Source organism: Methyloceanibacter sp. (assembly GCF_035650995.1).
In the GTDB taxonomy this organism is placed as follows: Bacteria; Pseudomonadota; Alphaproteobacteria; order Rhizobiales; family Methyloligellaceae; genus Methyloceanibacter.
Window position 1 is genome coordinate 1 of the sequence record NZ_DASRGO010000089.1, and the last position, 26,139, is coordinate 26,139.

General features: G+C 64.8%; 24 protein-coding genes. 12 read left to right on the forward strand and 12 right to left on the reverse strand.

The features are described from left to right. Positions 1-176: 176 nt before the first annotated feature. The 3 genes from VFB18_RS06925 to ileS form a co-directional block, all read right to left on the reverse strand. On the reverse strand, positions 177-773 hold the full coding sequence (locus tag VFB18_RS06925; RefSeq protein ID WP_324972685.1) for a hypothetical protein: 597 nt from the start codon (positions 771-773) through the stop codon (positions 177-179). 70 nt (positions 774-843) lie between these two features. Next, complete coding sequence (gene lspA, locus VFB18_RS06930) at positions 844-1,359, reverse strand: signal peptidase II (RefSeq protein ID WP_324972688.1); 516 nt, start codon at positions 1,357-1,359, stop codon at positions 844-846. A gap of 3 nt (positions 1,360-1,362) precedes the next feature. Continuing rightward, positions 1,363-4,395 carry an isoleucine--tRNA ligase gene (gene ileS / locus VFB18_RS06935; RefSeq protein ID WP_324972691.1) on the reverse strand — a complete coding sequence of 1,011 codons (3,033 nt, stop codon included), beginning with the start codon at positions 4,393-4,395 and terminating at the stop codon, positions 1,363-1,365. Between the two features lie 103 nt (positions 4,396-4,498). Here ileS and VFB18_RS06940 point away from each other — a divergent pair, with 103 nt between their 5' ends. Continuing rightward, entirely contained in the window at positions 4,499-4,852 is a 354-nt protein-coding gene (locus VFB18_RS06940; protein ID WP_324972694.1) for a hypothetical protein, read from the forward strand. Here the strand turns inward: VFB18_RS06940 and VFB18_RS06945 are convergent. Both VFB18_RS06945 and VFB18_RS06950 read right to left on the reverse strand, forming a co-directional pair. Continuing rightward, on the reverse strand, positions 4,849-5,856 hold the full coding sequence (locus VFB18_RS06945) for a bifunctional riboflavin kinase/FAD synthetase (protein WP_324972696.1): 1,008 nt from the start codon (positions 5,854-5,856) through the stop codon (positions 4,849-4,851). The genes VFB18_RS06940 and VFB18_RS06945 overlap by 4 nt on opposite strands. Positions 5,857-5,878: 22 nt before the next feature. Then, the gene (locus VFB18_RS06950; protein WP_324972699.1) at positions 5,879-6,340 is read right to left on the reverse strand and encodes a MaoC family dehydratase; all 462 of its coding nucleotides are present in this window, start codon (positions 6,338-6,340) and stop codon (positions 5,879-5,881) included. Positions 6,341-6,589: 249 nt separating this feature from the next. Between VFB18_RS06950 and VFB18_RS06955 the strand changes: the two genes are divergently transcribed. Beyond that, positions 6,590-6,973: a response regulator gene (locus VFB18_RS06955; protein ID WP_324972702.1), complete on the forward strand. Its 384-nt coding sequence runs from the start codon at positions 6,590-6,592 to the stop codon at positions 6,971-6,973. A 21-nt stretch (positions 6,974-6,994) separates the two neighbouring features. Continuing rightward, positions 6,995-7,444, forward strand: coding sequence for a hypothetical protein (locus VFB18_RS06960; RefSeq protein WP_324972706.1), 450 nt, complete (start codon positions 6,995-6,997; stop codon positions 7,442-7,444). Between the two features lie 2 nt (positions 7,445-7,446). On the opposite strand, the gene VFB18_RS06965 is transcribed toward VFB18_RS06960, so the two are convergent. Further along, the gene (locus tag VFB18_RS06965; RefSeq protein WP_324972708.1) at positions 7,447-8,334 is read right to left on the reverse strand and encodes a TIGR01459 family HAD-type hydrolase; all 888 of its coding nucleotides are present in this window, start codon (positions 8,332-8,334) and stop codon (positions 7,447-7,449) included. Between the two features lie 768 nt (positions 8,335-9,102). On the opposite strand from VFB18_RS06965, the gene VFB18_RS06970 reads away from it, so the two are divergent. Further along, positions 9,103-9,435, forward strand: a complete 333-nt coding sequence (locus tag VFB18_RS06970; RefSeq protein WP_324972711.1) for a hypothetical protein — start codon at positions 9,103-9,105, stop codon at positions 9,433-9,435. A gap of 159 nt (positions 9,436-9,594) precedes the next feature. Continuing rightward, a complete protein-coding gene (locus VFB18_RS06975) occupies positions 9,595-9,900 on the forward strand; it encodes a hypothetical protein (protein WP_324972714.1) in 306 nt (101 codons plus the stop codon). A gap of 160 nt (positions 9,901-10,060) precedes the next feature. Here VFB18_RS06975 and VFB18_RS06980 read toward each other — a convergent pair whose 3' ends face one another. Continuing rightward, complete coding sequence (locus VFB18_RS06980) at positions 10,061-11,545, reverse strand: EAL domain-containing protein (RefSeq protein WP_324972716.1); 1,485 nt, start codon at positions 11,543-11,545, stop codon at positions 10,061-10,063. A gap of 362 nt (positions 11,546-11,907) precedes the next feature. On the opposite strand from VFB18_RS06980, the gene VFB18_RS06985 reads away from it, so the two are divergent. After that, positions 11,908-12,891 (forward strand): catalase family peroxidase, encoded by a 984-nt coding sequence (locus VFB18_RS06985; protein ID WP_324972720.1) that lies wholly within the window; start codon positions 11,908-11,910, stop codon positions 12,889-12,891. Between the two features lie 53 nt (positions 12,892-12,944). Here the strand turns inward: VFB18_RS06985 and VFB18_RS06990 are convergent, their stop codons facing one another. After that, on the reverse strand, positions 12,945-13,574 hold the full coding sequence (locus tag VFB18_RS06990; protein WP_324972723.1) for a TetR/AcrR family transcriptional regulator: 630 nt from the start codon (positions 13,572-13,574) through the stop codon (positions 12,945-12,947). Between the two features lie 126 nt (positions 13,575-13,700). Here VFB18_RS06990 and VFB18_RS06995 point away from each other — a divergent pair, with 126 nt between their 5' ends. The 6 genes from VFB18_RS06995 (at position 13,701) to VFB18_RS07020 (ending at position 21,876) form a co-directional block, all read left to right on the forward strand. After that, positions 13,701-15,038 (forward strand): HlyD family secretion protein, encoded by a 1,338-nt coding sequence (locus VFB18_RS06995; protein WP_324972726.1) that lies wholly within the window; start codon positions 13,701-13,703, stop codon positions 15,036-15,038. Beyond that, positions 15,035-16,618, forward strand: a complete 1,584-nt coding sequence (locus VFB18_RS07000) for a DHA2 family efflux MFS transporter permease subunit (protein ID WP_324972729.1) — start codon at positions 15,035-15,037, stop codon at positions 16,616-16,618. The genes VFB18_RS06995 and VFB18_RS07000 overlap by 4 nt, the downstream gene beginning before the upstream one ends. Before the next feature lie 43 nt (positions 16,619-16,661). Next, complete coding sequence (locus tag VFB18_RS07005) at positions 16,662-17,663, forward strand: aldo/keto reductase (RefSeq protein ID WP_324972733.1); 1,002 nt, start codon at positions 16,662-16,664, stop codon at positions 17,661-17,663. 175 nt (positions 17,664-17,838) lie between these two features. Beyond that, entirely contained in the window at positions 17,839-18,126 is a 288-nt protein-coding gene (locus VFB18_RS07010; RefSeq protein ID WP_324972736.1) for a co-chaperone GroES, read from the forward strand. A 129-nt stretch (positions 18,127-18,255) separates the two neighbouring features. Beyond that, complete coding sequence (groL, locus tag VFB18_RS07015; RefSeq protein ID WP_324972738.1) at positions 18,256-19,893, forward strand: chaperonin GroEL; 1,638 nt, start codon at positions 18,256-18,258, stop codon at positions 19,891-19,893. 204 nt (positions 19,894-20,097) lie between these two features. Further along, positions 20,098-21,876, forward strand: coding sequence for an ABC transporter ATP-binding protein/permease (locus VFB18_RS07020; RefSeq protein WP_324972741.1), 1,779 nt, complete (start codon positions 20,098-20,100; stop codon positions 21,874-21,876). 7 nt (positions 21,877-21,883) lie between these two features. On the opposite strand, the gene VFB18_RS07025 is transcribed toward VFB18_RS07020, so the two are convergent. The 4 genes from VFB18_RS07025 to VFB18_RS07040 form a co-directional block, all read right to left on the reverse strand. Then, positions 21,884-22,600 (reverse strand): histidine phosphatase family protein, encoded by a 717-nt coding sequence (locus tag VFB18_RS07025; protein WP_324972744.1) that lies wholly within the window; start codon positions 22,598-22,600, stop codon positions 21,884-21,886. Positions 22,601-22,764: 164 nt separating this feature from the next. Beyond that, positions 22,765-23,463 (reverse strand): ATP phosphoribosyltransferase, encoded by a 699-nt coding sequence (gene hisG, locus VFB18_RS07030; RefSeq protein WP_324972747.1) that lies wholly within the window; start codon positions 23,461-23,463, stop codon positions 22,765-22,767. Beyond that, positions 23,463-24,638, reverse strand: coding sequence for an ATP phosphoribosyltransferase regulatory subunit (locus tag VFB18_RS07035; protein ID WP_324972750.1), 1,176 nt, complete (start codon positions 24,636-24,638; stop codon positions 23,463-23,465). The genes hisG and VFB18_RS07035 overlap by 1 nt, the downstream gene beginning before the upstream one ends. Before the next feature lie 237 nt (positions 24,639-24,875). Further along, complete coding sequence (locus VFB18_RS07040) at positions 24,876-26,093, reverse strand: histidine--tRNA ligase (RefSeq protein ID WP_324972751.1); 1,218 nt, start codon at positions 26,091-26,093, stop codon at positions 24,876-24,878. Positions 26,094-26,139: the final 46 nt, after the last annotated feature.

Below are 26,139 nucleotides of genomic sequence, written 5' to 3' on the forward strand. Positions count from 1 at the left end.
CTGGTCAACCATCCACATCAGCATAGAGCGAGGCCTTGCGTGAGACATCGAGCAATACGGAGCAAGGATCGTGCCGCCGGTCCTCTCCGCGTCATGATCCACGAATTTCAGGCGTTGGCCCCGCGTTTTCAAGCCAATTCAGGTTCCCCCTTTTGGCCGCGCCCCACGCGTAAGCATCAGTACTTAGTCGCGGTCTCACCCGAGGAGACGCCCTTGTAGCTATCAGGTGCGGTCGGATGGAACGGATCCTGTCCAGGCGCAGGCAGGACGGCATCGGGCACCTGCGGCGCCTTGGGACCCGTAGAAGAGGCGATCGACGTCTTGCCCTCGTCCTCCGGGCGCTTGTCGGTGGGGTCGGGCTCGGGCACGTCGTCGACCGGCTGCGCGTCAGTCTTCTTGCTCCACAACTTGGCGAAAGCCTTGTCGAGGAGCGTCTCCTTGCCGGTGTAAGGATTGTAAGGCGCGTCGGGATCGGTCTCGGCCTCCTGCTGGGCCTTCTGCTTCTTCTTTTCGGCGACGACCTGCTTCTGAACGACTTCAGGGTTGGTGGGCCAGTCGGGACGCGCCGTAGCGACAGCCACGCCACCACCGGGCTGGGGCAGCTTCTTGAGATCGGGCGGAAGCAGGAGCGGCGGCCGTTCGGCCATGCGAACATCGGCTTCCTCGCGGTCGCCGGAGAGGCCCATATAGTCGAACACCTTGCCCTGGAACTCGACGCCGCCACAGCCGCCAAGGGCAAGCGACATGGCGAGCGCAGCCGCAAGGCCAAGCACCCGGCTAGCGCAGGTTATCGTCCGGACGTGCCCCAAAGCTCCCCTCTGGTCCCGGAAAACCCGGGCTTGTTCACATCTTAGAAGGGTTTCCGACCTTTTTGTGGCCCCTGAAAAGCGAGTCATACAGAAGACCGACGACCCCGGCAACAATGGCCGTATCGGCGATATTGAAGATGTACCACTCGAGCCCGAAGGCGTGGAAGGAAAAGAAATCGGCGACCGCGCCGTAAATTACGCGGTCGATGGCGTTGCCGATCGCGCCGCCGATGATGAGCCCAATCGACACGGCGGCGAGCTTCGAGGTGAGGCTCCCAAGCCAGACGGTGAGCGCAAGGCTCGCGCCAAGCGCAAAGAGGATAAGTCCAAGCCGCCCAAGCATTCCCTCCTGGGGCAGAAGCCCGTAGGAAATGCCCTGATTCCAGACGAGAACCAGGTCGAAGAAGGGCGTGATGGTCACGACCCCGCGCGCGCCGATCTCATAGACGTAGAGCATCCAGGCCTTGTGCGCCTGGTCGATCAGCACGACGACGGCGGCGACGGAGAGCCCGAGCCCAGAGACCGGCCCCCACAGCCAGTTCCTCGCCATCGCCTACTCCGCGGCCTGAGGATGGCGCGCGTCGAACTGGCGCACGGCGGCGGCATCGCGCGGCGACAGTTCGGGGAACTCGGGATCCGAGCCGACCTCGGGAAGGATCTTCCAGGAACGCGCGCATTTCTTCCCTTGTGCCCGCTCGAAGACGACGCCGACGCCAGGCACCTCGGCAAGTCGGAAGGCTTTTGCCGGGCTCGCTCCGGATTTGACCTCGATACCGCTCGTAATGGCGATCTCGGCGAGATCGACGCCGCGTAGCGCCGCCCGAAGCTCCGCGTCGGCGACATGGACCCTGGGCGCGGCTTCCAGGCTCGAGCCGATGCGCCCCTCTTTCCGCTCGATCTCGAGCGCGCCGGTGACGACGCGACGGATGGCCCGCACTTTGCGCCATTTCTCGGCGAGGGCCTCGTCGCGCCACTCACGAGGGATTGCAGGGAAGATCCGGAGATGCACCGAACCCTTGTCATTGGGGAAACGGTTCGCCCACGCCTCCTCCATGGTGAAGCAGAGCATCGGCGCAAGCCAGGCGGTGAGCGCGAGGAAAAGCCGATCGAGCACCGTCAGCGCGGCGCGGCGCGCGACCGAGTCGTAAGGATCGCAATAAAGCGTGTCCTTGCGGATGTCGAAATAGAAGGCCGAGAGGTCGTTGACCGCGAAATTGAGCAACGCATGGAACACGCGCTTGAAGTCGAACGCGGCGTAGCCGTCGCGCACCGTCTCGTCGAGCTCGGCGAGCCGCGCGAGCATATAGCGCTCGAGCTCCGGCATCTCGGCGTAAGCGACGGCGAGATCGGGATGGTAATGAGCAAGATTGCCGAGAAGGTAGCGGAGCGTGTTCCTCAATTTGCGATAGGACTCGATGTTGGCCTTGACGATGTCGGGACCGATGCGGAGGTCCTCGGCATAGTCGGAGCTCATCGCCCATAGCCTCAGGATCTCGGCGCCCGACTGGCGGATCACGTCCTGCGGCGCCACGACATTGCCGAGCGACTTCGACATTTTGCGGCCGTCGCCGTCGAGCACGAAGCCGTGCGTCACGACCGCCTCGTAGGGCGCGCGCCCGCGCGTGCCGCAGGCCTCGAGCAGCGAAGACTGAAACCAGCCGCGATGCTGGTCGGAGCCTTCGAGATAAAGCTGCGCGGGCCAGGTGAGGTCTTTGCGCTTCTCGAGCACGAAGGCATGGGTCGAGCCGGAATCGAACCAGACGTCGAGAATGTCGTCGACCTTCTCCCACTCGCTAGGATTCGCGACGATGCCTGCGAGGAAGCGCTCCTTGGCCCCCTCCTTGAACCACGCATCGGCGCCCTCTTGGCGGAACGCCTCGACGATCCGCTCGCGCAATGCCGCGGATTCCTTGGCCAGATCCGGATGGGGGCCGGGGATGATCGCGCCCTCATGCTCGCCGTTGCGCACCACGTTGCGGAACACGGTGATGGGAACGCCCCAGGCGCGCTGGCGCGAGACCACCCAGTCGGGCCGCGTCTCGATCATGCCCTTTATGCGGTTCTCGCCTTGAGGCGGAACGAAGCGCGTGTCGCCGATGGCCTTCAGCGCGCGGGCGCGCAGCGTGTCGGATTTGTCGCGGTCGATTCCCTTGTCCATGGTGATGAACCATTGCGGGGTGGCGCGGAAGATCACCGGCTTCTTCGAACGCCAGGAATGGGGATAATCGTGCTTGTGGCGGGACCGCGCGATCAGCGCATTGGCCTCGATCAGCGCCTTGATCACGGTATCGTTGGCGTCGCCGAACTTGCCCTTGTCGTCGACCACGCGCCTCCCCTCGAAGCCGCGCGCCTCGGCGGTGAAGAAGCCGGCCTCGTTGACGGTGAAGGGGATCGTAGTGTCGACCTTCCGATTCTCGAGCTCCCAGCGGTTCTGCTCCCAGATCTCGAAATCCTCGGTGCCGTGGCCGGGCGCGGTATGCACGAAGCCCGTGCCGGTATCCTCGGTCACGTGTTCGCCGGCGAGCAGCGGGACATCGAAGAAGAAGCCCGCGCTCCTGAGAGGATGCGCGGCGGTGATCGCCTTGAGCGCGCCCCACGGCATATGGCCAAAGCGGGTCCAGCCCGTCACCCGCGCGGCCTTGAACACCTCCGCGGCAAGCTTGTCGGCAAGAATGAAACGATCGCCGACCTTGGCCCAATTCTGGTCTGGGGCCTCGGTCACCTCATAGACGCCGTAGTCGATGTCCTTGGAGAAGGCGATGGCGCGGTTGCCGGGAATGGTCCACGGCGTCGTCGTCCAGATGACGATCGAAGCGTTCTTGATCCATTCGGCGATCAGGAACTCATCGTCGTTGGGCCCGATGTCCATGGCCGGGCCGGAATAATACAGCACCGGGAATTTCACGTAGATCGCCGGGCTCTCGATCTCCTCATATTCGACCTCGGCCTCGGCAAGAGCGGTCTGCTCCACCACCGACCACATCACGGGCTTGGAGCCGCGATAGAGCAGCCCGTTGGCGGCGAACTTCATCAGCTCCTCGGCGATGGTCGCCTCGGCCGCGAAGGCCATTGTGGTATAGGGGTGCTCCCAGTCGCCGATAACGCCGAGCCGCTTGAACTCTTCGCGCTGAACCGAGAGCCAACGCTCGGCGTAGGCGCGGCATTCGGCGCGGAAGGCGATCATGGCGGCCGAGTCGGAGAGATTGGGCTTGGCCTTTCCCTTGGCGCGATAGTTCTCTTCCTCGACCTTCCATTCGATGGGAAGGCCATGACAGTCCCAGCCCGGCACATAATTGGCGTCCTTGCCGAGCATCGCTTGCGAGCGAACAACCACGTCCTTCAGAATCTTGTTGAGGCCGGTGCCGATATGGACATTCCCGTTGGCGTAAGGCGGCCCGTCATGCAGGACGAATTTCGGGCGGCCCTGCTGCTCTTCGCGGAGCCGGCGGTAGAGGTTCATCTCGTGCCAGCGCTTCAAGATCTCGGGCTCGCGCTCGGGCAGACCCGCCTTCATCGGGAAATCGGTCTTGGGCAGGAACAGGGTCAGGCTCCAGTCGCGCCCCGTCTGCACTCTGAGCGGCTTCACCGCAGGCGCTGCTACCGGCTTGGCTGGCGGGCTCGCTGCGGCCTTCGGCGCAGCCGGTCCAGTCGTCCGCCGGTTCGACTTTGCGGCTTTCGGACGCTTACGCGTGGCAGGTTTCGCCGCTACCGGCTTCACCCTGGAGGAGGATTTCGGCTTCGCAGGCGCCTTGGACTTAACGGATGTGGCTCGTCTGCCAACCTTCGGCGCGGCACGGCCTGCCGATTTCGCCCTTGCCTTCCTAGGGGCCGGCTTCGGCGTCTTCGCGACCGTCCTTGTCGCCTTCCGCTTCGCGGCCGGCTTTGCTTTCGTTACAGACTTCCGCCGGAGCGCGGGTCTGGCGGCAGCCTTGCCGCGCTTCTTGGGTTTCGCCATGGTCCTTGCTTCTATCCCGCCACGGGTGGCGCTTTGCGGCCACCTTACGCAGGCCGACGCTCTTCTCCAATTCAAGCGGGCGTTCTAGCAACCGGGCTCGCGACAATCCAGTGCCGCAGCTTCGAGAGCGCGGCCCAGCGGGAAGCGTCGCATCGGGTCGTCTTGCTCGATATTGCGCAAGACGATGCGTGCGGCTTCGCAGTCCTCGCGCATCTGCTTGGCAAGCGCCTCGCCATCGGCAAAGGCACGGTCGCCTCTGAGCTTTGAGATGAACTCGAGTTCGACGTCCTCGCCGTAAAGATCGCCGGCAAAATCGAGGACATAGGCTTCGAGAGCGGGCGTGCCGGGACCGAAGGTCGGGCTCGATCCGACATAGCCTGCGGCATCATAGCGCCGGCCCTTGTGGTAGACGCGCATGGCGTAGATGCCGTGCGCGACCTCTTGGCCGTTGGCGAGCGGCAGATTGAGCGTGGGAAAGCCGAGAATCTTGCCCCGGCCGTGTCCCTTCTCCACCCTGCCCCTGATCCGCCACCAATAGCCGAGCTGCTCGGCCGCTTCCCGCATCTCACCGTTCCGCAGATGATCCCGGATGCTGCTCGAGGAGAACGCTGCGCCTAGCTCGCCAACGGGTGCAACCACATCGACGCCGAAACCTTGGCTGCGCCCGATTGCCCTGAGCCCTTCGGTCGTGCCGGTGCGTCCCCTGCCGTAAGTGAAGTCGTAGCCGACGACGACATGGGAGGCGCCGAGTCCCTCTCCCACCACCTTGGTGGCGAAGTCATCGGCGCTCAGAGACGACAGTTCCCGCGTGAAGGGAAGAACGAAGGTCTGGTCGAGGCCAAGCTCGGCCAAGAGCTCGAGCTTGAGCGGCAGAGGGGTCAGATAAAAGAACGGCTGGCCGGGCGCGAAGAAGGCGCGCGGATGCGGGTCGAACACCACGGCGCCGGAGCGGCGCCCTTCAGCGTTGGCGATGCGTTTTGCCTCGAGCAGGACCGCCTGATGGCCGCGGTGAACGCCGTCGAAATTGCCGATGGCGAGCGCGGCACCCTTGAGCGAGCCCGGCACGTCCTGCCAGGAGCGGACAACGTCCATCACGCATCCTTCGCGTCTCGCCCTATTGGCGCGGAGCCCTTCGGTCGACCATCATCAACGCCTCGCCTTCGAGCACGGTCTTGCCGTTGACCGAGCAGTCGCACGCCAAGGTGGCGCGGGCCTTGTCGGGATCGAGCGCGGTGATCTTGAGCGTCGCCACCACTTCATCGCCGACGAAGACCGGCCCGCGGAACTTCATGGTTTGCGAAAGATAAACGCAGCCGGGACCGGGAAGCTTGGTGCCGAGCACGGTCGAGAACAGGCTGCCGGTGAGGAAGCCATGGGCGATGCGCTTCTTGAAGATGGTCGAGGCAGCGAATTCGTCGCTCAAATGGATCGGGTTGACGTCGCCCGATAGCTCGGCAAAGGCGAGAATGTCCTCGTTGGTGATCTTCTTGGCGTAGCTCGCTTCCATGCCGACAGCGAGATCCTCGAAATAATATCCGTGGCCGAGGCCACCGCTGCCGTTTCCATTACGAGTCATGTGCTGGTCCTGCTCCCTGATGGCGAGGGGGCAAAATAGCGAAGCCGTTGCTGCGCTGCAATAACGCCTTGCGCCTCGCCGTCTCGCGGAAAATGAGGGCCCGCGTGCAGGCTTAACCGTCCATTCACGGCCGATCCCTAATCTCGCCCCAGTCGGTTTTCCCCTTGCGACGCGGCCTAGTCTGTTCCTTCGGCGACCGCGCTAAGAGCCGAGAGAGAACGCCGGGACCCGCGAGGATCGGAGGATCAAATGGCTGCCAATCCCAACATGCCCGTCCTCATCGTCGACGACTACAAGACGATGGTCAGGATCATCCGCAACCTCCTGAAGCAGCTCGGCTTCATCAACGTGGACGAGGCCGCCGATGGAAGTGCTGCGCTCAACATGATGCGCAACAAGGACTACGGGCTCGTCATTTCGGACTGGAACATGGAGCCGATGACGGGCTACGAGCTGTTGCGCGAGGTGCGCGCCGACGACCGGCTGTCGCGCACGCCCTTCATCATGGTGACGGCCGAATCGAAGACCGACAACGTCATCGCCGCCAAGAAGGCCGGGGTGAACAACTACATCGTCAAGCCGTTCAACGCGGCGACGCTTAAGGCCAAGATCGACGCGATCTTCGGCGAATAGCCACTATTCGAGGGGGGTCAAATGGCGGGGCGTGGGGGGACGACGGCGAAGCGCCGCGCCAAGAGCGCTGCTCCGTCAAAGGCTGACAATGGCCGCACGGTCTCGGAGGAGATCACCGTGCTCATGAACACGCTGCGCGAGCTTGCCGCGATCCGCGCGACGGCGGAGGACGCCGCCGGGCGCATTCTCGAATCGGCCGAAGGCCTGCTCGCCTTCGCCGACCAGGAAGAGGCCAAGAAGGCCGAGGAAGCGATCCTCTCGATCATGACGGCCTGCGGCTTCCACGACCTCGTCGGCCAGAGGGTGACCAAGATCACCAAGTCGCTCGACCGCGTGCTCGCCAAGCGCATGGGCGAGCGGGGAAGGCGAGCCTCCGGCCCGCGCAAGCGCAAACAAAAGCTCGAGCTCGAAGGCCCCGGTCACCCGGGGGCGAGCCAAGCCGACATCGACACCCTGTTCGGCGAGAACTAACCCTACCACTCGAGCGCGCGCATGGCCGCGAGCGGACGGCGCATCGCCTTGCCGAACAGTTCGGTGAGATGCGCCCGGTCGAGCGCCTCGGCGCCGGCCTCCCCGCCGCTGTTCGCCGGGACGTGAAGCCCGCTCGCCACGAACACGGCGTCGATGCCGAACCCGGCGGCGCCGGCGATGTCGGTGTTGAGCCCATCGCCGATGGCGAGGATTTCGCTCTTTCCCACGTCGCGGCCGGCGATGGCGTCGATGGTCTCGAGCGCAAGCTCGTAAATCGGGCGGTGCGGCTTGCCGGCATAGACCACACTGCCCCCCAGCGTTTCGTAGACGCTCGCAAGCGCGCCGGCGCAATAGACGAGCTTGTCGCCCCGCTCGACGAGATGATCGGGGTTGGCGCAGATCATCGGCAGTTTTCGCGCGGCGAGCGTCCTCAGCATGTCGTCGTAATCCTCGGGCGTCTCGGTCTCGTCGTCGAACAGACCCGAACAGACGATCAGGTCCGCCTGTTCGGGAGAAACGAGCGTCAGGTCGAGGCCGGCGTAGATCGGCAGATCGCGCGCGGGCCCGAGATGAAAGACGCGCGGGTGCTTGTGCTTGCGAAGCTCATGGCGGGTCAGGTCGCCAGAGGTCACGGTCGCGTCGTAGGATGACGGCGGCACGCCGAGGCGGGAGAGCTGCTCCTGGACGCCGGGACTGGGGCGCGGCGAGTTCGAGAGGAAAACGAGGACGCCGCCCTGTCCGCGAAAAGCCTCGGTCGCCGCGACGGCAGGCGCGAAAGCGCGGTGTCCGTTATGCATCACGCCCCAGATGTCGACGAGCCAGGCCGAATAGCGCGAGCCGAGATCCTTGATCGAGGCGATGACGGGGATTTCCGGCGCGGTCACGGTCATGCCGTTCCCTAGAGGCTCGGCCCATGAGGGTCAAGCACGCGCGGCAATCGCGAAGCGATAGCGCATCGAAATTGCGCGCGTGCTCTCCCACAAGGGGAGAGCGGGGAGTCCGTGGCAGCGCTCAGGCAGGATTCAACGCCTCGCCGCGACATCGCGCGAGGTCATGTCAAAGAGCGAGTCCCCCGGGAGGGGGATGGCGCGCCGAAAGGCGCAAACCTATGGTGTCCGCGCCTCCTTTTGGGAGACACGGCGGGCGCCTCTCGGCGCGCCACACGCGCTCATTTTCGTGCGCTACCCGCGCTTCGCGCTGCTTGAGCGCATAACGCAAGCTTCCACGCACGCCGAAGCGCATGTCATTTGCGGCGTCTTCCGGCTGCGGGCCCCGCTTCAGTTCTATCCTTGCGCCGGGCCTTCCTTCGCCCGCCGAAGCGAGCTTCGCGAGGGCGGACGGCGCAAAAACGAACCTCACAGCCAGCTCCTGGCAGGACCTCTTAGTGGGTCCGGGGGGAGCTCCGGTGCCGCCCGAGTGCTCAATGCCGCGTGCATGAACCCGCGGGCGCCGCACCCCGTCCCGCATCTCACGACGCCTCGCGAAAGCGCCCCTCAGAGGACGAGGTGGCAGCAGTGTAATCGGGGTTTCGAGGCGGAGGATAGGGCCGGGCATACCCATTACTCGCCCTTGGCGTGAACACGTCGGGGCTTGCCGGGGTTGCGCGCGCTCCCCACATGAGGGCGCGCCGAGGGGGGTCGGCGAAGGAGATAAAACACATGACTGACCCCCGTAAATCCGCCTTTTTCCGCAAGGCTTTGATTTCCGCGAGTGTTGCCGCCGGCTTCGGCCTTCTCGCCGCGACCCTGCCTGCTTCAGCCGCGCCGATTTCGGGCGCAGGGCTTGCTTCCCCCGGACTCCAGGTCGAGGACGCCGGCTATCGGCACCGCAAATACCGGCAGCTCTATGCCGAAGACGCGGCGCCGAACGTCAATTACGGTTACGTCTATCCAGGATACCGGCCTTGGATGCCCTTCCACGGCAGCATCGAGATCCAAGAGCTGCAGAGGATGTTCCCCGAGACCAACTGGCCGCCCAGCATGCGTTACTAAGAGCTTTGCCGCAGCCTCTCGGTTTTGCAACAATTCGCCTCGATTTGGCGATTGTGGTCTTAAGCTTGTGAGAGAGGTTGTGTGACATGGTGTTCCCGCGCCGCCCGGGCGTCCCGCCGATCAGCGGCGCGGGATCCTTTCAGCCAAGGAGATCACAACATGTCTCATCATTTGCTCAAATTGGGCGCGCTCGCCCTCGCGCTCGGCGGTCTTGCCGCTGCCGGCCAGGCTTACGCATTTTCGCCGCTCGCCAGCGACCGCGCCTCGCCTGCCGTCATTCCGGTGGTCGACGAGCAGCAGCAGGTCGATGAGCATCTGAATGCCGACCAGATGCCGACCAACCCGCCTCAGCCGGCCACGGCCGAGCGCAAGGGCGAAGGCCAGTCCGGCAATGGCGGCGGCGATGTCGAGATCAAGGAGCTGCAGAACATGTTCCCCTCGACGCCTTGGCCGAAGAACGAGTAGCTCGACGAGATCGGCATGAGCTGAGTGCTTTCCCCTTGCGGGGGAACACGACCAACCATCGGCCGGTCGGAGGGGGTGAACGTCGCAGCGAGTCTATTGCTTCGACCCCCCTCCCTCCCCCACAAGGGGGAGGCAAGCGCGGAGAGCGGGCCGAAACAGTCTAGGCAGCGTCGGCGCTCTCGATCTCGCGCACGAATTGCGGGCTCATCGCCTTGGGCTCCCCGAAGAGGAAGCCTTCGGCAAGTTCGACGCCGTAATCGATCAGCTTGCCGACATCGGCCTCGTCCTCGACCTTCTCGACAATCAGCTTGAGGCCGAAGCCGTCGACATAGGACTTCATGTCCGAAGCGGGGAGGCTTGCGCCCTTCTCCTTCATGTCGTGCAGGAAGGTCTTGGCGTCGACCTTGACGAAGCGGAACGAGCGGTCGCGCAGGCCGGCGAAATCGATGTCGAGGTCGCCGACATGGTCGAGCGAGAAGCCGAAGCCGAGCGAACCCAGCGTATCGAAGCAGGATAGCTCGCCGCGGGTGAGCCCGAGCAGGCCAGGCTGGCTCACCTCGAACACGAGATTTTCCGACAGACCGCTGTTCTCCTCCATGAACTCGACGAGTTCGGGGAAGAAATCGGCATCGAGCAGGGACTGGATCGAGATGTTGCAGAACACGCCCTTGACGCGCGAATCCGAGCGGAGCCGCCGCAGCAGCTGCACGCTCTTCACCAGGAGCACGTTGTCGACGATCGGCATCAGCCGCTCGCGCTCGGCGACAGGAAGATAGTCGCGCGGCATGACGATCTCCTCGCTCGCGGTCCTCAGTCGCGTGTAGCCCTCGTAATAGCGGAGCTTGCGCTCGGGCAGCGTGACGATCGGCTGGAGGTAGAGATCGAGGCGGCCGCCTTCGATCGCGTCGTTAAGCAGATCAAGCATGTCGCCTTGGATCGGGCGCTCCTCGGCAGGCTTTGCGCTGACCGGCTCCTTATCGCCGGCAGCCTCGGGCGCGGCGATGTCGTACACGGCGACGGTCTCGATTTCGACTCTTGGCTCGGGTGGCTCGGGTGGCTCGGCCCGTGCGGCGATGAAGCCGGGGGATTCGGCAAGCACGTCGGTCTTGATCGCGGATTCGGCCTTGGCGGCCGTCGCCGAGAGCTCCTCGGAAAGCTGCTTGATCAGCCCTTCGAGCTTGCGCAAGTCGCCGGCAATCTTTTCCCGCTCGTTCTTCGCCTCGCCGGCGAGATCGGCCCGCACGGCCTCGATCCTGGTATGAACCTGCTGGAAGGCCTCGGCGAGTTCGGCGTCGCGAGAGGTCCCGCCGAGATCCCCTGGGCCAAGGGAGCCCAAGGCCTGATCGAGGCGCTCGACCCGGTCGGTGAGGAGCTCGAGCCGCGCCACCTCGTCCTCGACGCGGTCGATGCGCTGAAGGTCGCTGTCGATGATCTCGAGCGCCTCTTCGAGCTCCTGCAGGCGGGTCGCGACCGGCGTCGTCTTGGTCTGACGCGAGATCATGAGGTAGGAGGCGGCCATGACGAGGTAGAGCGCGGCTCCCGCGATGATGCCGGGGATGAGCGCGACGCCGGAGTTCGCCACCAGCCCCGCCGCAAAGGCGGTGGCGGTGACGGCCATGGCGATCAACACGATCACGTCGAGCATGGCCAGCCCTCCAGGGGACGCGATCTCAATGGAGCCAACGGAATGACGCTGCGCAGCCGACCCCAAGCTCATGACCGAATCATGAGCGACAGGCCTCTGTAAAGCAACAGTAATCTGGCATCCCCCCGCATCGTTCTTATTGATAGCAGCGAAGCGCTGCGCGGCCAAGCGAGATGGCTAAGCGGGACGGCTTCGCGAGACGGCGATCGGCCGCTCAAGCCGCCGGTAAATGCTGTCCTTCGCCGGTTCACCGCATTGTCAGCTGACAGTTTGCGCAATTCCGGCCAAGAAGCGGCAAGGGGATGTCATCTCATCGCGCAGAAAGCGCGGTAACATCCTTGAGGCAGCACTGGAGGATTGAGATGAGTGTTCGTAGCAAGCTGGGCGCGCTCGCGGCGATCGCCGCCCTGATCGTAGCCGGCGGCGCGGGAGTGTGTCTTGCCGCCGATCCCACCCCCACCGACCTGGTCGACGCGCTGAATGGCGTCTTCGGCAAACATGCGGGCATGCGCGCCGCCCATACCAAGGGGTTCTGCACGACCGGGAGCTTCACCCCTTCGGCCGATGCGGCGAATTTGTCCAAGGCCCCGCATTTCGCCAAGCAGGTCCCGATCATCGCCCGCTTCTCGCTCGGCGGAGGCGACCCCAATGCGCCCGACAACGCGCAGGACAACGTCAGAGGCTTCGCCATCAAGTTCGATCTCGGCAATGGCCAAACGACCGATCTCGTGACCATCTCGGCGCCCATGTTCTTCGCGAACACGCCGGAGAACTTCGTCGGGCTCCTGCAAGCGGTCGGCTCGGGCGATAAAGAGAAGATCAAGGCGTTTTTCGCCGCGCATCCGGAATCGACGCGACAGAACGCTTGGCTGACGTCGCATCCCATTCCGGCGAGCTACGCCACGGTCGGCTATTGGGGCGTGCACGGCTTCACCTTCACCAACGCAAAGGGCAAGCAGACGCTCGCCAAGTACAAGTTGGTTCCCGAGGCGGGGGACGTCGGGCTCACGCCGGACGAGGCCAAGGCCAAGGGGGCCGATTTCTATGAAGCCGAATTCAAGGAGCGCATCGCCAAGGGCCCGGTGGTGTTCGACCTGAAAGCGATCATGGGCAAGGACGGCGATCAGACGAGTGACCCGACCCTCAGGTGGGACGATGAGGATAACCGGCCCACAACCGATCTCGGCAAGATCTCAATCGAGGCGATGGCGCCGGAGCAGACTTGCAACGCCCACCCCTTCCTGCCCGGGAACGTTGCCGACGGCATCGCGGGACCTGCCAACGACCCGATCTTCGCCGTCCGTTCGCCCGCCTATATCGTGTCGTTCACGCGGCGCCAACAATAGGCTCGAGGCGAGCACCCGTGGCAAGCGGGCCCTTCGCCCGCTTGTGCTCGAGGTCAGCGGCGGTAGGCGGCGAGGAAGGTGCGCACGGCCGTGGCGACGACATGGGCGACGCGCTCCTCGCTCGGCCGCTCGACGGCGTTCAGAAGGAGCGGCTGCAGCGTCATCGACTTGCACGAGTCGAGGAACTGCGCGGCGGCAACTTCGCAGTCCGGAACTTCGAGGATACCGGCCTTCACCTGATCCTCGAGATAGCGCGCGACGCGGGCGATCCCCGAGGCGGGGCCGGTCAGATAGAAGCGCTTGCCGAGCTCGGGCATGCGCCCGGCGATGGCGATCACGGTGCGCAACGAGGAGATGCGATGCGGATCGCCAAGGAAGCCGATGAAGTCGCGCCCGAGCCTGGTCAACACCGCCTCGACGTCGTGATCGTTGGAGTCGAGGGCGAAGACCTGCTCGGCTTGGACCTTGCACTCCTCCTCGACGATGGTCTGGAACAGCTCCTCCTTCGAATCGAAATAAACGTAGAGCGTGCCCTTCGACACCCCCGCCCCGCGAGCGATATCGCCCATGCTGGCGGCATCGAAGCCATGCTCCAAGAACACGGCGCGGGCCCCTTCGAGGATCTGCCGGCGCTTGGCGTTTTGCTCTTGTTCGGAGGTTTGCGGGTCTGTGAGGAGGGTCATGCCGAGGCTCTGCGCTATTTTGACCGAACGGTTCGGTTGGTATTGACATAAGTCGGGCGAGATCGTACGTCAATCGCTGACCGAACGGTTCGGTCAATTTGTCTCAAGGATTCCGAGGAGGCTCCGATGTTCCGGGAGCGCGGCAACGCAGCCCTAGCAGACGGCGAAGCCCCTGCCCTGGCTGACGACGCAGCGGGCGAGCCGTCTTCCTTTCCGGAGGGCGCCAAGTCGCCCAAGGCACGCCGGCTAACCGCGCTGAAGACCGTCGATGAGGCGCCCGCCCGCCCTGCCCCGGCACCTTCCGAGCCCCCTGCGGCCCCTCCGGCCGAAGAGCCGGCCGCGACGCCCGACACAGAAACAGAGACCCCGAAGCCTGCCGACGCCGAGCTTGCCCCCGCGCCCGCGCGCCGGCCGCTCAGGCGCCTCGTTCTGATGTTCGGCGTCGTGGCCGCGCTCGCGGCGGGGATTTGGTACGGCCATTACTATTGGACCGTCGGGCGCTTCATCGTGTCGACCGACGATGCCTATGTCGGAGCGAAGACCGCGACCATCGGCGCCAAGGTGTCGGGCTACGTGACGGAGGTCGCGATCGACGACAACGCCCATGTCCGCGCGGGCGACGTGTTGGTCCGCATCGACGACGGCGACTATGCGCTCGCCGTCCAGACCGCCAAGGACAACATCGCCACCGAGCAGGCGACCATCGACCGGATCGGCGAGCAGATAAAGGCCCAACAAGCCGCCGTCGCTCAGGCCAAGGCCCAGCTCGCCTCGGCGCAGGCCGGTCAAACCCGCGCCGAGCTCGAACTCACCCGCCAGCAGGCTCTGTCGGCCAAGGAATTCGCAAGCCACCAGACCCTCGAACAGGCGCAAGCCGCCCGCGACCAGGCGGTCGCGGCCGTCCAGGCGGCGCAAGCGCAGGTCGAGGCGGCCGAGGCCAATATCGATGTGCTGAAGGGCCAGCAGAACGAGGCCGAGAACACGCTGAAGCAATTCCGGACGGCCCTCGCCAAGGCGATGCGCGATCTCTCGTTCACCGTGATCCGCGCGCCGTTCGACGGAGTGATGGGAAACCGCGCCGTGCAGGTCGGCGACTATGTCCAGCCGGGCACGCGGCTGGCGACGCTCGTTCCCCTCGCGGGCGTCTATATCGACGCCAATTTCAAGGAAACGCAGCTCGAGGGCCTCAAGCCCGGACAAACCGCGGACATCTCGGTCGATGCCCTTCCCGGCCGCTCGATCGAAGGCAAGGTGGTGAGCGTGGCGCCGGCCTCGGGCTCGGTGTTCTCGCTTCTGCCGCCCGACAACGCGACCGGCAACTTCACCAAGATCGTGCAACGCGTGCCGGTGCGGATCGAGGTGCCCGCCACGGTCGCGGGGGAGGAGCTGCTGCGGCCGGGCATGTCGGTGGTCGTCAGCATCAACACCAAGACGCCGGCGAGGCAACAGAGCGCGCAACGATGAGTTCGGCGGTCACGACTCAGGCGGTGCGCCGGGCTCCGTCCGTTCCGCTCTCCCGCACCGACGATCAGATCGACGCGAGGCGGCTGTTCACTTTCTTCACCATGGTGTTCGGGATGTTCATGGCCATCCTGGACATCCAGATCGTGTCGGCCTCGCTCACCGAGATCCAGGCCGGGCTCGCGGCAAGCTCGAACGAGATCACCTGGGTGCAGACCGCCTATCTCATCGCCGAGGTGATCATGATCCCGCTGTCGGGATTTCTGTCGCGCGCGCTCGGCACCCGCATCGTGTTCAGCGTGTCGGCGGCGGGCTTCACCATCGCCAGCATGATGTGCGGGATGTCGAGCTCGATCAACGAGATGATCGTGTGGCGCGCGCTCCAGGGCTTCATCGGCGGCGGCATGATCCCGACCGTGTTCGCCACCGCCTACATCATCTTTCCGCGCAGCCGCATGGGGCTGGTCGTGCCGCTGATCGGGCTCGTCGCCACGCTGGCTCCCACCATCGGCCCGACCATCGGCGGCTATCTCACCGACACGCTCTCCTGGCACTGGCTGTTCTTCATCAATGTGGTGCCGGGCATTTTCGTGACGCTTGCCGCGGTCACGCTGATCGACTTCGACAAGCCCGATTTCAAGCTGCTCGAGAGCTTCGACTGGTTCGGCCTCATCTTCATGGCGGGTTTTCTCGGCGGGCTGGAATATGTGCTCGAGGAAGGCCCCCGTTACGACTGGTTCGGCGACGACAGCGTACTCCTGCTCGCCTGGGTGTCGGGCCTGTCGGCCATCGCCTTCTTCGTGCGCGTGCTGATGGCCAAGACACCGATCGTCGATCTCAGGGCTTTCGCCGACCGCAACTTCGCGCTCGGCTCGCTGTTCTCCTTCGTCGTCGGCATCGGCCTCTACGGGCTCACCTATCTCTATCCGCTCTACCTCGCCGAGATCAGGGGGTACGACGCGCGCATGATCGGCGAGACGGTGTTCGTGTCCGGCATCGCCATGTTCGTCGCAGCGCCCATCGCCGGGCGGCTGATGAACGTGGTCGATCCGCGGCTCATGCTCACGACCGGCTTCCTAAGCTTCGCCGTCGGCGCGTGGTGGATGACCTACGTCACGAGCGACTGGGATTTCTGGGAGCTGTTGTGGCCGCAGATCTTCCGCGGGGTCGGTATCATGATCGCGATGATCCCGGTGAACAACATCGCGCTCGGCACGTTGCCGCCGGAGCGGTTGAAGAACGCCTCGGGGCTGTTCAATCTCACGCGCAATCTCGGCGGCGCGGTCGGCCTCGCCGGGCTCACCACCGTGCTGAACGACCGCACCGACCTGCACCTTGCGCGGCTACACGAGGCCATCACCTTCGCTCGGCCACCGGCAGTCGAGACGCTTAACGAACTCGCCAGGGGCTTCCATAACTACGGCAGCGACGCCCAAGCGATGGCGCTGAAACAGCTCTACCAGATGGTCCACATCCAGGGCGTGGTGCTGGCCTTCTCCGACGTGTTCTTCCTGTTGATGCTCATCTTTGTCGGGCTTGCGGCGCTCGCGCTCATGCTGAAGAAGCCAGCCCAGCCGCATTGATCTCAGCTTGACCGAGGATAGCGAAGCGTAAGGAGGGATGGCGATGAAGCAGCGAAAGCTCGGTAAAACCGGCCCACACGTCTCGGAGATCGGACTGGGCTGCATGGGCATGTCCGATTTCTACGGCCCTGCCGACCGCGGCGAGAGCATCGCCACCATCCATGCCGCTCTCGACGCCGGCATCACCCTGCTCGACACCGGCGATTTCTACGGCATGGGCCACAACGAGATGCTGATCGCCGAGGCGCTGAAGGGCCGCGACCGCTCGAAGGTCGTGATCAGCGTCAAGTTTGGCGCTCTGCGCGATCCGGCCAATAACTGGATCGGATATGACGCGCGCCCTGCCGCGCTCAAGACCTTCCTCTCTTACTCGCTGCGGAGGCTCGGCACCGACTATATCGACATCTACCGCCCGTCCCGCCTCGACCCGGCCGTTCCCATCGAAGAGACGGTGGGCGCAATTGCCGATATGGTGCAGGCGGGCTATGTGCGCCATATCGGTCTGTCCGAGGTCGGCGCCGAGACCATACGGCGGGCCCAGTCCGTCCATCCGATCGTCGATTTGCAGATCGAGTATTCGCTCATTTCGCGCGGGATCGAGAGCGAGATCCTTCCAACCTGCCGCGAGCTCGGCATCGGCATCACCGCCTACGGCGTGCTGTCGCGCGGGCTGATCAGCGGTCATTGGTCGAAGGACCGCGAGGGCGAGCGCGGCTTCCGCGGCACCGCGCCTCGATTCCAGGGCGCCAATCTCGACGCCAATCTCGCGCTGGTGGAGAAGCTCCGCGGCATCGCTGGACAGCTCGGCGTTTCGGTCGCCCAAATCGCCATCGCCTGGGTCGCGGCGCAAGGAAACGACATCGTTTCGCTCATCGGCGCGCGGCGCCGCGATCAGCTCGCCGAGGCGCTCGGGGCGCTCGATGTCACGCTCTCCTCCGCCGATCTTGCCGCGCTGGCGCGGGCCGTGCCGCCCGATGCGGCAAAAGGCGAGCGTTACCCCGCCTGGGCCATCGCCTTCATGGACAGCGAGAAGGCACGCGGGTAAGCCGGGTTTCGAGGGGGAGCCGCCAACCCCGTTTTCCTTGACAATCCGAGGTTTGCCAAGCTATCTCGTGGCACCGTTAGCACTCACCCGAATTGAGTGCCAGCGCGGTTCAATCCCTCACCTTCCGTTAAGCGGCGGCGGCAGTCCGCCCGACGGCTTCTGGAGCTAAAACCCAATGAAATTCCGTCCCTTACATGACCGCGTCGTGGTCAAGCGGCTCGAGGAAGAGCTGAAGACCAAAGGCGGCATCATCATTCCCGATACGGCGGCAGAGAAGCCTCAGACCGGCAAGGTCATCGCGGCGGGCCCGGGCCTTCGCGGCGAGGACGGCAAGCTGCAGCCGATGGGCGTCAAGGAAGGCGACAAGGTGCTGTTCGGCAAATGGTCGGGCACCGAGGTCAAGATCGACGGCGAAGAGCTCCTCATCATGAAGGAGTCCGACATCATGGGAATCCTCGCCTAGGCATTTTTCTCTTCGTCCTGGGCAGTCCCGAAGGACGAGGGCAGACCGAGGAACGGCTCATCCTGCGGAAGGCGCGCGAAGAGCGCTCTCAAGGATGAGCAGACAAGCACAACAAGGAGCAAGCTGAACATGGCAGCCAAAGACGTAAAGTTTGCCGCCGACGCCCGCGAGCGCATGCTGCGCGGCGTCGACATCCTCGCCAACGCCGTCAAGGTCACGCTCGGACCGAAGGGCCGCAACGTGATCCTCGAGAAGTCGTTCGGCGCCCCGCGCTCGACCAAGGACGGCGTGACCGTGGCCAAGGAGATCGAGCTCGAGGACAAGTTCGAGAACATGGGCGCGCAGATGCTGCGCGAGGTCGCTTCCAAGACCAATGACACCGCGGGCGACGGCACCACCACCGCCACCCTGCTCGCCCAGGCCATCGTGCGCGAAGGCCTCAAGGCGGTCGCCGCCGGCATGAACCCGATGGATCTCAAGCGCGGCATCGACAAGGCCGTCACCGACGTCGTCGAGATGATCAAGAAGCAGGCGAAGCAGATCTCGGGCTCCGAAGAGATCGCCCAGGTCGGGACCATCTCGGCCAACGGCGAGAAGGCGATCGGCGACATGATCGCCAAGGCCATGAAGAAGGTCGGCAACGAGGGCGTGATCACCGTCGAGGAGGCGAAAAGCCTCGACAGCGAGCTCGAAGTGGTCGAGGGCATGCAGTTCGACCGCGGCTACATCTCGCCCTACTTCATCACCAATGCCGAGAAGATGGTGGCCGAACTCGAGAACCCGTACATCCTGATCTACGAGAAGAAGCTGTCGGGCCTCCAGGCCATGCTGCCGCTGCTCGAGGCGGTGGTGCAGTCGGGCCGGCCGCTGCTGGTGATCGCCGAGGACGTCGAGGGCGAGGCGCTCGCGACCCTCGTGGTCAACAAGCTGCGCGGCGGGCTCAAGGTCGCCGCCGTCAAGGCGCCCGGCTTCGGCGACCGCCGCAAGGCCATGCTCCAAGACATCGCCGTCTTGACCGGCGGCGAGATGATCTCGGAGGACCTCGGCATCAAGCTCGAGAACGTCACCGTGCAGATGCTCGGCAAGGCGAAGAAGGTGGTCATCACCAAGGATGACACCACCATCGTCAACGGCGCCGGCAAGAAGCCCGACATCGAGGCGCGCATCGCCCAGATCAAGCAGCAGATCGAGGACACCACCTCCGACTACGACAAGGAGAAGCTGCAGGAGAGGCTGGCCAAGCTCGCCGGCGGCGTTGCCGTGATCAAGGTGGGCGGCGCAACCGAGGTCGAGGTGAAGGAGAAGAAGGACCGCGTCGACGATGCGTTGAACGCGACCCGCGCGGCCGTCGAAGAGGGCATCGTCCCGGGCGGCGGCGTGGCGCTCCTGTGGGCCGCCAAGTCGCTCAAGACCAAGGGCGAGAACGACGACCAGGAGGCGGGCATCAACATCGTGCGCCGCGCGCTCCAGGCCCCGATCCGGCAGATCGCCGAGAACGCGGGCGTCGAGGGCTCGATCGTGGTCGGCAAGGTGACCGACCAGAAGTCGGCCTCGTACGGCTACGACGCCCAGAACAACGAGTACGGCGACCTGATCCAGAAGGGCATCATCGACCCGGCCAAGGTGGTGCGCACCGCGCTCCAGGATGCGGCGTCGGTGGCCGGCCTCCTGATCACGACCGAGGCGGGTGTCGCCGAGGCGCCGAAGAAGAAGGACGAGCATGTGCACATGCCGGGCGGCGGCATGGGCGGCATGGACATGATGTAGGCCTTAGGTTCGGCCGAAAACGGCCAGGACCTGAGCAACAGGGGCGGCTTTCGGCCGCCCCTTTTTTGCATTTGCAGCGGCGCTCAGGTCACGTAAGCCTTACCGAATGGTAATTTTCCCTCGACTCGGCTTTGGCCTTATCGTCTGCCGCGCCGCGGCAAGGTCACCGCGAACTCGCATGAGACGTTTGGAGCCGTCTTAAGAATGGCGAATTTCCGCAACACGGGACGCAACTTCACCCACATCGCAGCGCCCTATTTCAAGGGCGACGACCGCTGGCCCGGGCGCATCCTGCTCGCAAGCGTAATCGCGCTCCAGTTGTTCCAAGTCTGGCTGAACGTGAAGTTCAACGCGTGGTACAACACCTTCTACAACGCGCTGCAGAACAAGGACTGGGACACCTTCATCTACCAGTTCGGGGTGTTCACTGTGCTCGCGGCGGCGTTCATCGTCACCGCCGTCTATCAGCTCTATCTCCAGCAATGGCTGCAGATCAGGTGGCGGCGCTGGCTGACCGACCGCTACCTGTCGCGCTGGCTCGGCCAGGGCACCCATTACCGCATGCGGCTCAAGGGCGATCAGGCCGACAACCCCGACCAGCGCATCTCCGACGACATCCGCATGTTCGTCAATTCGACGCTCGACATCGGCATCTCTCTGCTCGGCTCGATCGTCACGCTCGCCTCGTTCGTCGTGATCCTGTGGAATTTGTCGGCCGCAAGCCCGCTGATGATCGGGTCTCATACCTACAACATTCCGGGCTACCTCGTGTGGGCGGCGTTGATCTATGCGGTGATCGGCACCTTCGTCACCCATCTCGTCGGCAAGCCGCTGGTCAAGCTCAATTTCGACCAGCAGCGCTACGAGGCCGATTTCCGCTTCTCGCTGGTGCGCTTGCGCGAAAACGCCGAGGAGGTGACGCTGCTCTCGGGCGAAGCGGCCGAGGAGGAGCGCTTACGCGACCGCTTCGCGCGCGTGGTGTCGAACTGGTACGGCATCATGCAGCGCACCAAAAGGCTCACCTTCCTCACCGCCGGCTATTCGCAGGTCGCCATCATCTTCCCCTTCCTGGTGGTGAGCCCGGTCTATTTCTTCGGCGCGCTCACGCTCGGCGGCTTGATGCAAATCTCTTCGGCCTTCGGCCAGGTGCAGAGCGCGCTTTCCTTCTTCGTCACGGCGTATTCGAGCATCGCCGACTGGAAAGCGGTGCTCGATCGGCTGGCCGGTTTCGAATCCTCGATCGACTGGGCGCAAGGGCTGGACAAGACTGCGCCGCGCGTCGAGCTGATCGCCGACGGCGGCAGCGGCCTTCACGTCAAGGAGCTTTCCGTCGGGCTGCCGAACGGCGAGGAAATCGTCAGACTGTCGGACTTCAGCGTCGAGCCCGGCGACCGCGTGCTGGTCACCGGACCGTCGGGCTCGGGCAAGACAAGCCTGTTCCGCGCGCTCGGCGGGGTGTGGCCGTTCGGCGCGGGCGCGATCCGCATCCCGAAGGGCAACAGCGTGCTCGTTCTGCCGCAAAACCCTTATATCCCGCTCGGCAGCCTACGCGGCGCGCTCGCCTACCCGGCCCAGACCTCGTCCTTCGGCCCGGGCGAGATCGAGGAGGTTCTTGACGCGGTCGGGCTGTCCGAGTTCCGCGATCAGCTCGACGAGACGGCCTATTGGGCCGACAAGCTCTCGGGCGGCGAGGAGCAGCGGCTGTCGATCGCCCGCGCGCTTCTGCAGAAGCCGCAATGGCTGTTTCTCGACGAGGCGACGAGCGCGCTCGACGAGGCGGCGGAAGCCGAGCTCTACCGGCTCCTGCTCGAGCGGCTGCCGGATACGGCGATCATCTCGATCGGGCACCGGTCGAGCCTCATCCAGTTCCATGCCCGCTTCTTCGAGCTCAAGCCCGAAGCGCCGGGGCGCCATCGCCTTGCCGAGGCGGTGCGCCGCATGGATACGCGAAAAGAGGGCAAGCTCGGCGCGGGCGTCGCTTAAGCCCGCTTTAGTCGTCGCTCTTCACCTTGCAGCCGCTCGAGGGAGAAAGGCCGTCCGGCGTGTCCCAGTCGTTCTGCGGCAGATCGGCGAAGGTGCCGCCGAACTCCTGCTTCACCATGGCGAATTTCGACGGCACGTTTGAATTCGGCGGAAAATCCACGATCCAGAAATAGTCGTAGTTGTCGCCGGGCCAGGTGTTGGGCACGCCGGGCAGGATGTCGAGCTTGAGGAGCTTGCGCAGCGTCACGGCCTCGCCTTCGAACTTCTTTTCGAGCTTCTCGTTGGCGATGTGCTTGTGCTCCCACACCATGACCACGGTTTTGCCGTCGAGCGCCGGGTTCTGCATGATGTTGGCGGCGGCTTCCTGGGTGCGCTGGTTCAAAGCCTTGACGTGAAGCTCGTCGTCGTCGGACTCGTCGGGCACCACCGAATAGAGAATGATCGGCTTCGACCAGCTTGCGACCGACGGCGAAGCGAGCTCGAGGGTGTGGAGGGTGATGGCAAAGAAGAAGGCCGGCTCCTCGCCGTTCGCGAACAGCGATTTCGCGGCGTTCTTGCCGAGATAGGTCTCGGCCAGCGCCTCGGCGCGCTCGGCGCCCGTGTCGCACAGCTTCCACGGATTCGCCTTCTCGCCGTGGCGCAGGATGATGATGCGCGACGGCGCGGCTATGACCGGCAGAAGCGAGCCGAAGACAAAGAGCGCGGCGAGCAGAACGCGAATCATGACGTCACTCTAGTTCGTCAAGCCCGGCCTTGTGCCGGGCATCCACGTCTTTGCCACAAGAAAATCGTGGATGGCCGGCCTTCGCCCGCCGGAGCAAGTTGCAGCCAAGACTCTCGCCAGGCTTCGGCCCGCATAGGCGGGACACGCCCCGTCATGACGAACTGCTATTTGGCGGAGCTGAGGCGTGTCACAATGGCATCGCGCAGCTTTAGGGCCGCGGCGTCCCACTGCGCCCGGCGCGAGGCGAAAAGATGCGCCTGCGATTTCAGGATCAGCCCGTCCCTCAGCACCTTGAGGTGATTGGCGCGGAGCGTCGCCCCGGTCGTGGTGATGTCGACGATCAGCTCCGAGGTGCCGGCCGCGGGCGTCGCCTCGGTCGCGCCGAGGCTCTCGACGATGCGATAGCCGGCAACGCCGTGCGCCGCGAAGAAGGCCCGCGTGAGATTCATATATTTGGTCGCCACGCGAAGCCGCCGCCCGTGGACGCGGGCGAACTGGGCGGCGACATCCTCGAGGTCGGCCATGCGCTCGACGTCGATCCAGCAATCCGGAACGGCGACCACCACGTCGGCGCGGCCGAAGCCGAGGGGGACCAAGAACTCGACCGTGCCGTCGACGTCGGCGAGCGTTTCGCGGATCAGATCCTCGCCGGTGATGCCGAGTTGCACGCGGCCGGACTTGAGTTGATGCACGATCTCGGCGGCGGAGACGAAGGCTACGTCCACGCCGTCGAGGCCTCGAAGCGAGCCGCGATAGCCGCGGTCGTTGCCGGTCAGCAGGATGAGCCCGGCGCGCTCGAGCCTCTCGGCCGTCTGGTCCTTGAGCCGCCCCTTGGAGGGAACGGCGATGGTGAGGCCTGCCATCACGCCCTCCTCTCGATCGCCGCGAGCAGCCGCTCGGTGTGAATGGCCGAGCCGATGGCCGGCACCTCGCGCGGCGCGCCGATATTGGCGAGCAGCCCGTCATAACGGCCGCCGCCGGCGATCTGGCTCGGCTCGCGCTCGTCGCCAACTTCGATCTGGAACACCAGCCCGGAGTAATATTCGAGGCTGCGGCCGAACTCGGTGGCGAAGGTGGCGCGCGACAGATCGATGGATGCTTTCTCGAGCCGTTCGAAGCGGCGGATGAGCGCATCGAGCGCGCCATCGATCTCAATGCCGGCGCCTTTCGCGATCATGGCGACGCGGCTCACGGCCTCCTTGGGCTGCGCCGCGACGGCGAGGAAATAGTCGATTACCGTCGCCACCTCTTTTCGCAGCGGCTCGGCACGGAGGTCGCCGGCGAGGTCGAGCAGGCGCGCAGTGATCTCGGAAAGGGTCCGGTTGCCCTCGAGCGGCAGGCCCTGCTCCTTGAGATAGCGGGCGACGCGCTCCTCCGAGCTCTCGGGATCGTCGCGGTCGAGCGTGCGGGCAAGAATCGACGCCGGGCTATCGGCGTCGGGCCGCTCGCCGCGGGCGAGCCGCGTAAGCAGCGCGTGGAATACCGACGGCCGCCAGAAATAGTGGCGCAGCTTGAGCCGCCAGCGCTCGGGCAAAGCGAGCGCATCGATGAAGGCATAGAACAGGGCGATGTCGCCGAACTTGAGGCGGAAGTCCTTCAGTCCTGCGGCGCGTACGGCCTCGACGGCCAGCAGCACCACCTCGACATCGGCGCTTTCGCGGTCCTTGACGCCGAAGCACTCGATGCCGGCCTGGCGAAACTCGCGGGGATGCGCCCGGTTGCTGCGGTCGGCGAAGAAGCGGAAAGCCGGACCGTTGTAGCAATAGCGCGCTTCCGTCCCGGCGTCGGGGTGACGCTCGAGATAGAGCCGCGAGACGGGAACGGTGAGGTCCGGGCGGAGGCAGAGCTCGTCGCCGGCGAGATCGGTGAACACGTAGGTGCGGCCCCTCACCTGCTCGCCGATCTGGTCGAGAAACACGTCGGCGGGCTGGATGATCGAGGGCGCAACCTGCTCGTAGCCCGCCCGCTTGAAGACATCGAGCAGGGTCGCGGCCTGGGCTTCCAGCGCCTCGAATTCTTTCGCCGATTCAGCGGCCATGGCTCGTCACCTAGCTCCGCGCCACTCCTCTCCCCAGCGGGGAGAGGACGCAGCGAAGCCTGCTTCGCTGCGGGTGAGGGGGAATTGCAGATGAGCCGAAGCCTTTACCCCCTCACCCTTCCCGCCACGCGACCTGCGCACGAGCTTCGCTCGCGCAGGATCGCGGCGGAAAGCCCTCTCCCCGCAGGGGAGAGGAGGTAAGGAGGCGGTGTCGCTGCTCATGGCAAAGGCTGAACGTTATGGCTCGTGGCGGGAGAGGACGCGGCGGACGGCGCTGACGAGCTCGCTCTCCTTGACCGAGAACTGCGCCTCGGCCTGCTTCTTGAGATATTCGTCGCGGTCCTTGGTCTCGGTCAGCGTCGCGCCGAGGATCAGATCCTTGACGGTGACTTCGCCGCGTGAGCGCTCGTCGCCGCCCTGGATGACGACGCAAGGGGAGGCGCGCCGGTCGGCATATTTCATCTGCGCCTTCATGCCGGATTCGCCGAGATAAAGCTCGGCACGGATATCCGCCTGACGCAGCTCTTGTGCGATCTTCTGATAGTCGGCGATGCGGTCGCGGTCGAGCACGAGCACGACCACAGGCCCTTGCGCCGCGCTCTGCTTGAACTTGCCGAGGCGCTGAAGGCCGAACAGGAGGCGCGAGACGCCGATCGAGACGCCGGTCGCCGGCACCTTCTCGCCGGTAAAGCGCTCGACGAGACCGTCGTAGCGCCCGCCGCTCACCACCGAGCCCAAGCGGATCGGCTGGCCGCGTTCGTCTTTGATGGGAGCGAGCAGCTCGGCCTCGAACACGGGGCCGGTGTAGTATTCCAACCCGCGCACCACCGAAAAGTCCGTGCGGATTCGATCGTCACCATACCCCGCCGCTTCGACAAGTAGGCGAAGGCTATCTAACTCTTTCATACCCGCATCGAATCCTGGGCTAGCAATAAACTTTTCAAGTAACCTCAGATCGCGTGTCATTGCCTTGGGTTCCTTCCAAAGGATCCCGCCCTTAGTGCCAGCTGGTCCTGCATGGCTCGGCGATGGAAAGAACCCACTGAGCTTGTGGAACACTTCGGTCGTTAGGAAGCCGAGTACCAGCTCGATCTGGCTGTCATTGAGTTCGGCCCCCGGCGTGAAGTCGCCCGACTCGTCCTTTCGCCCCTTGCCTAAGAGGGCGTGTACTCCTTCAACTCCCAATCGATCGAGTTTGTCGACAGCACGCAGAACAAGCAGTCGCTGCCGCATGTTTCCAGAAACGCCGGTGGCATCGAGGAGACCATCCAAAATCCTGCGATCGTTGACCTTGATTACGTATTGCCCGCGCGGGACGCCGAGAGCTTCGAGCGTGTCGGCGGCGAGCATGCAGAGCTCGGCATCGGCGGCAACGGACGCCGCGCCGACCGTGTCGGCGTCGAACTGGGTGAACTGGCGGAAGCGCCCGGGCCCCGGCTTCTCGTTACGCCACACGGGACCCCACTGATAGCGGCGGAAGGGCTTGGGCAGGCTTTGATAA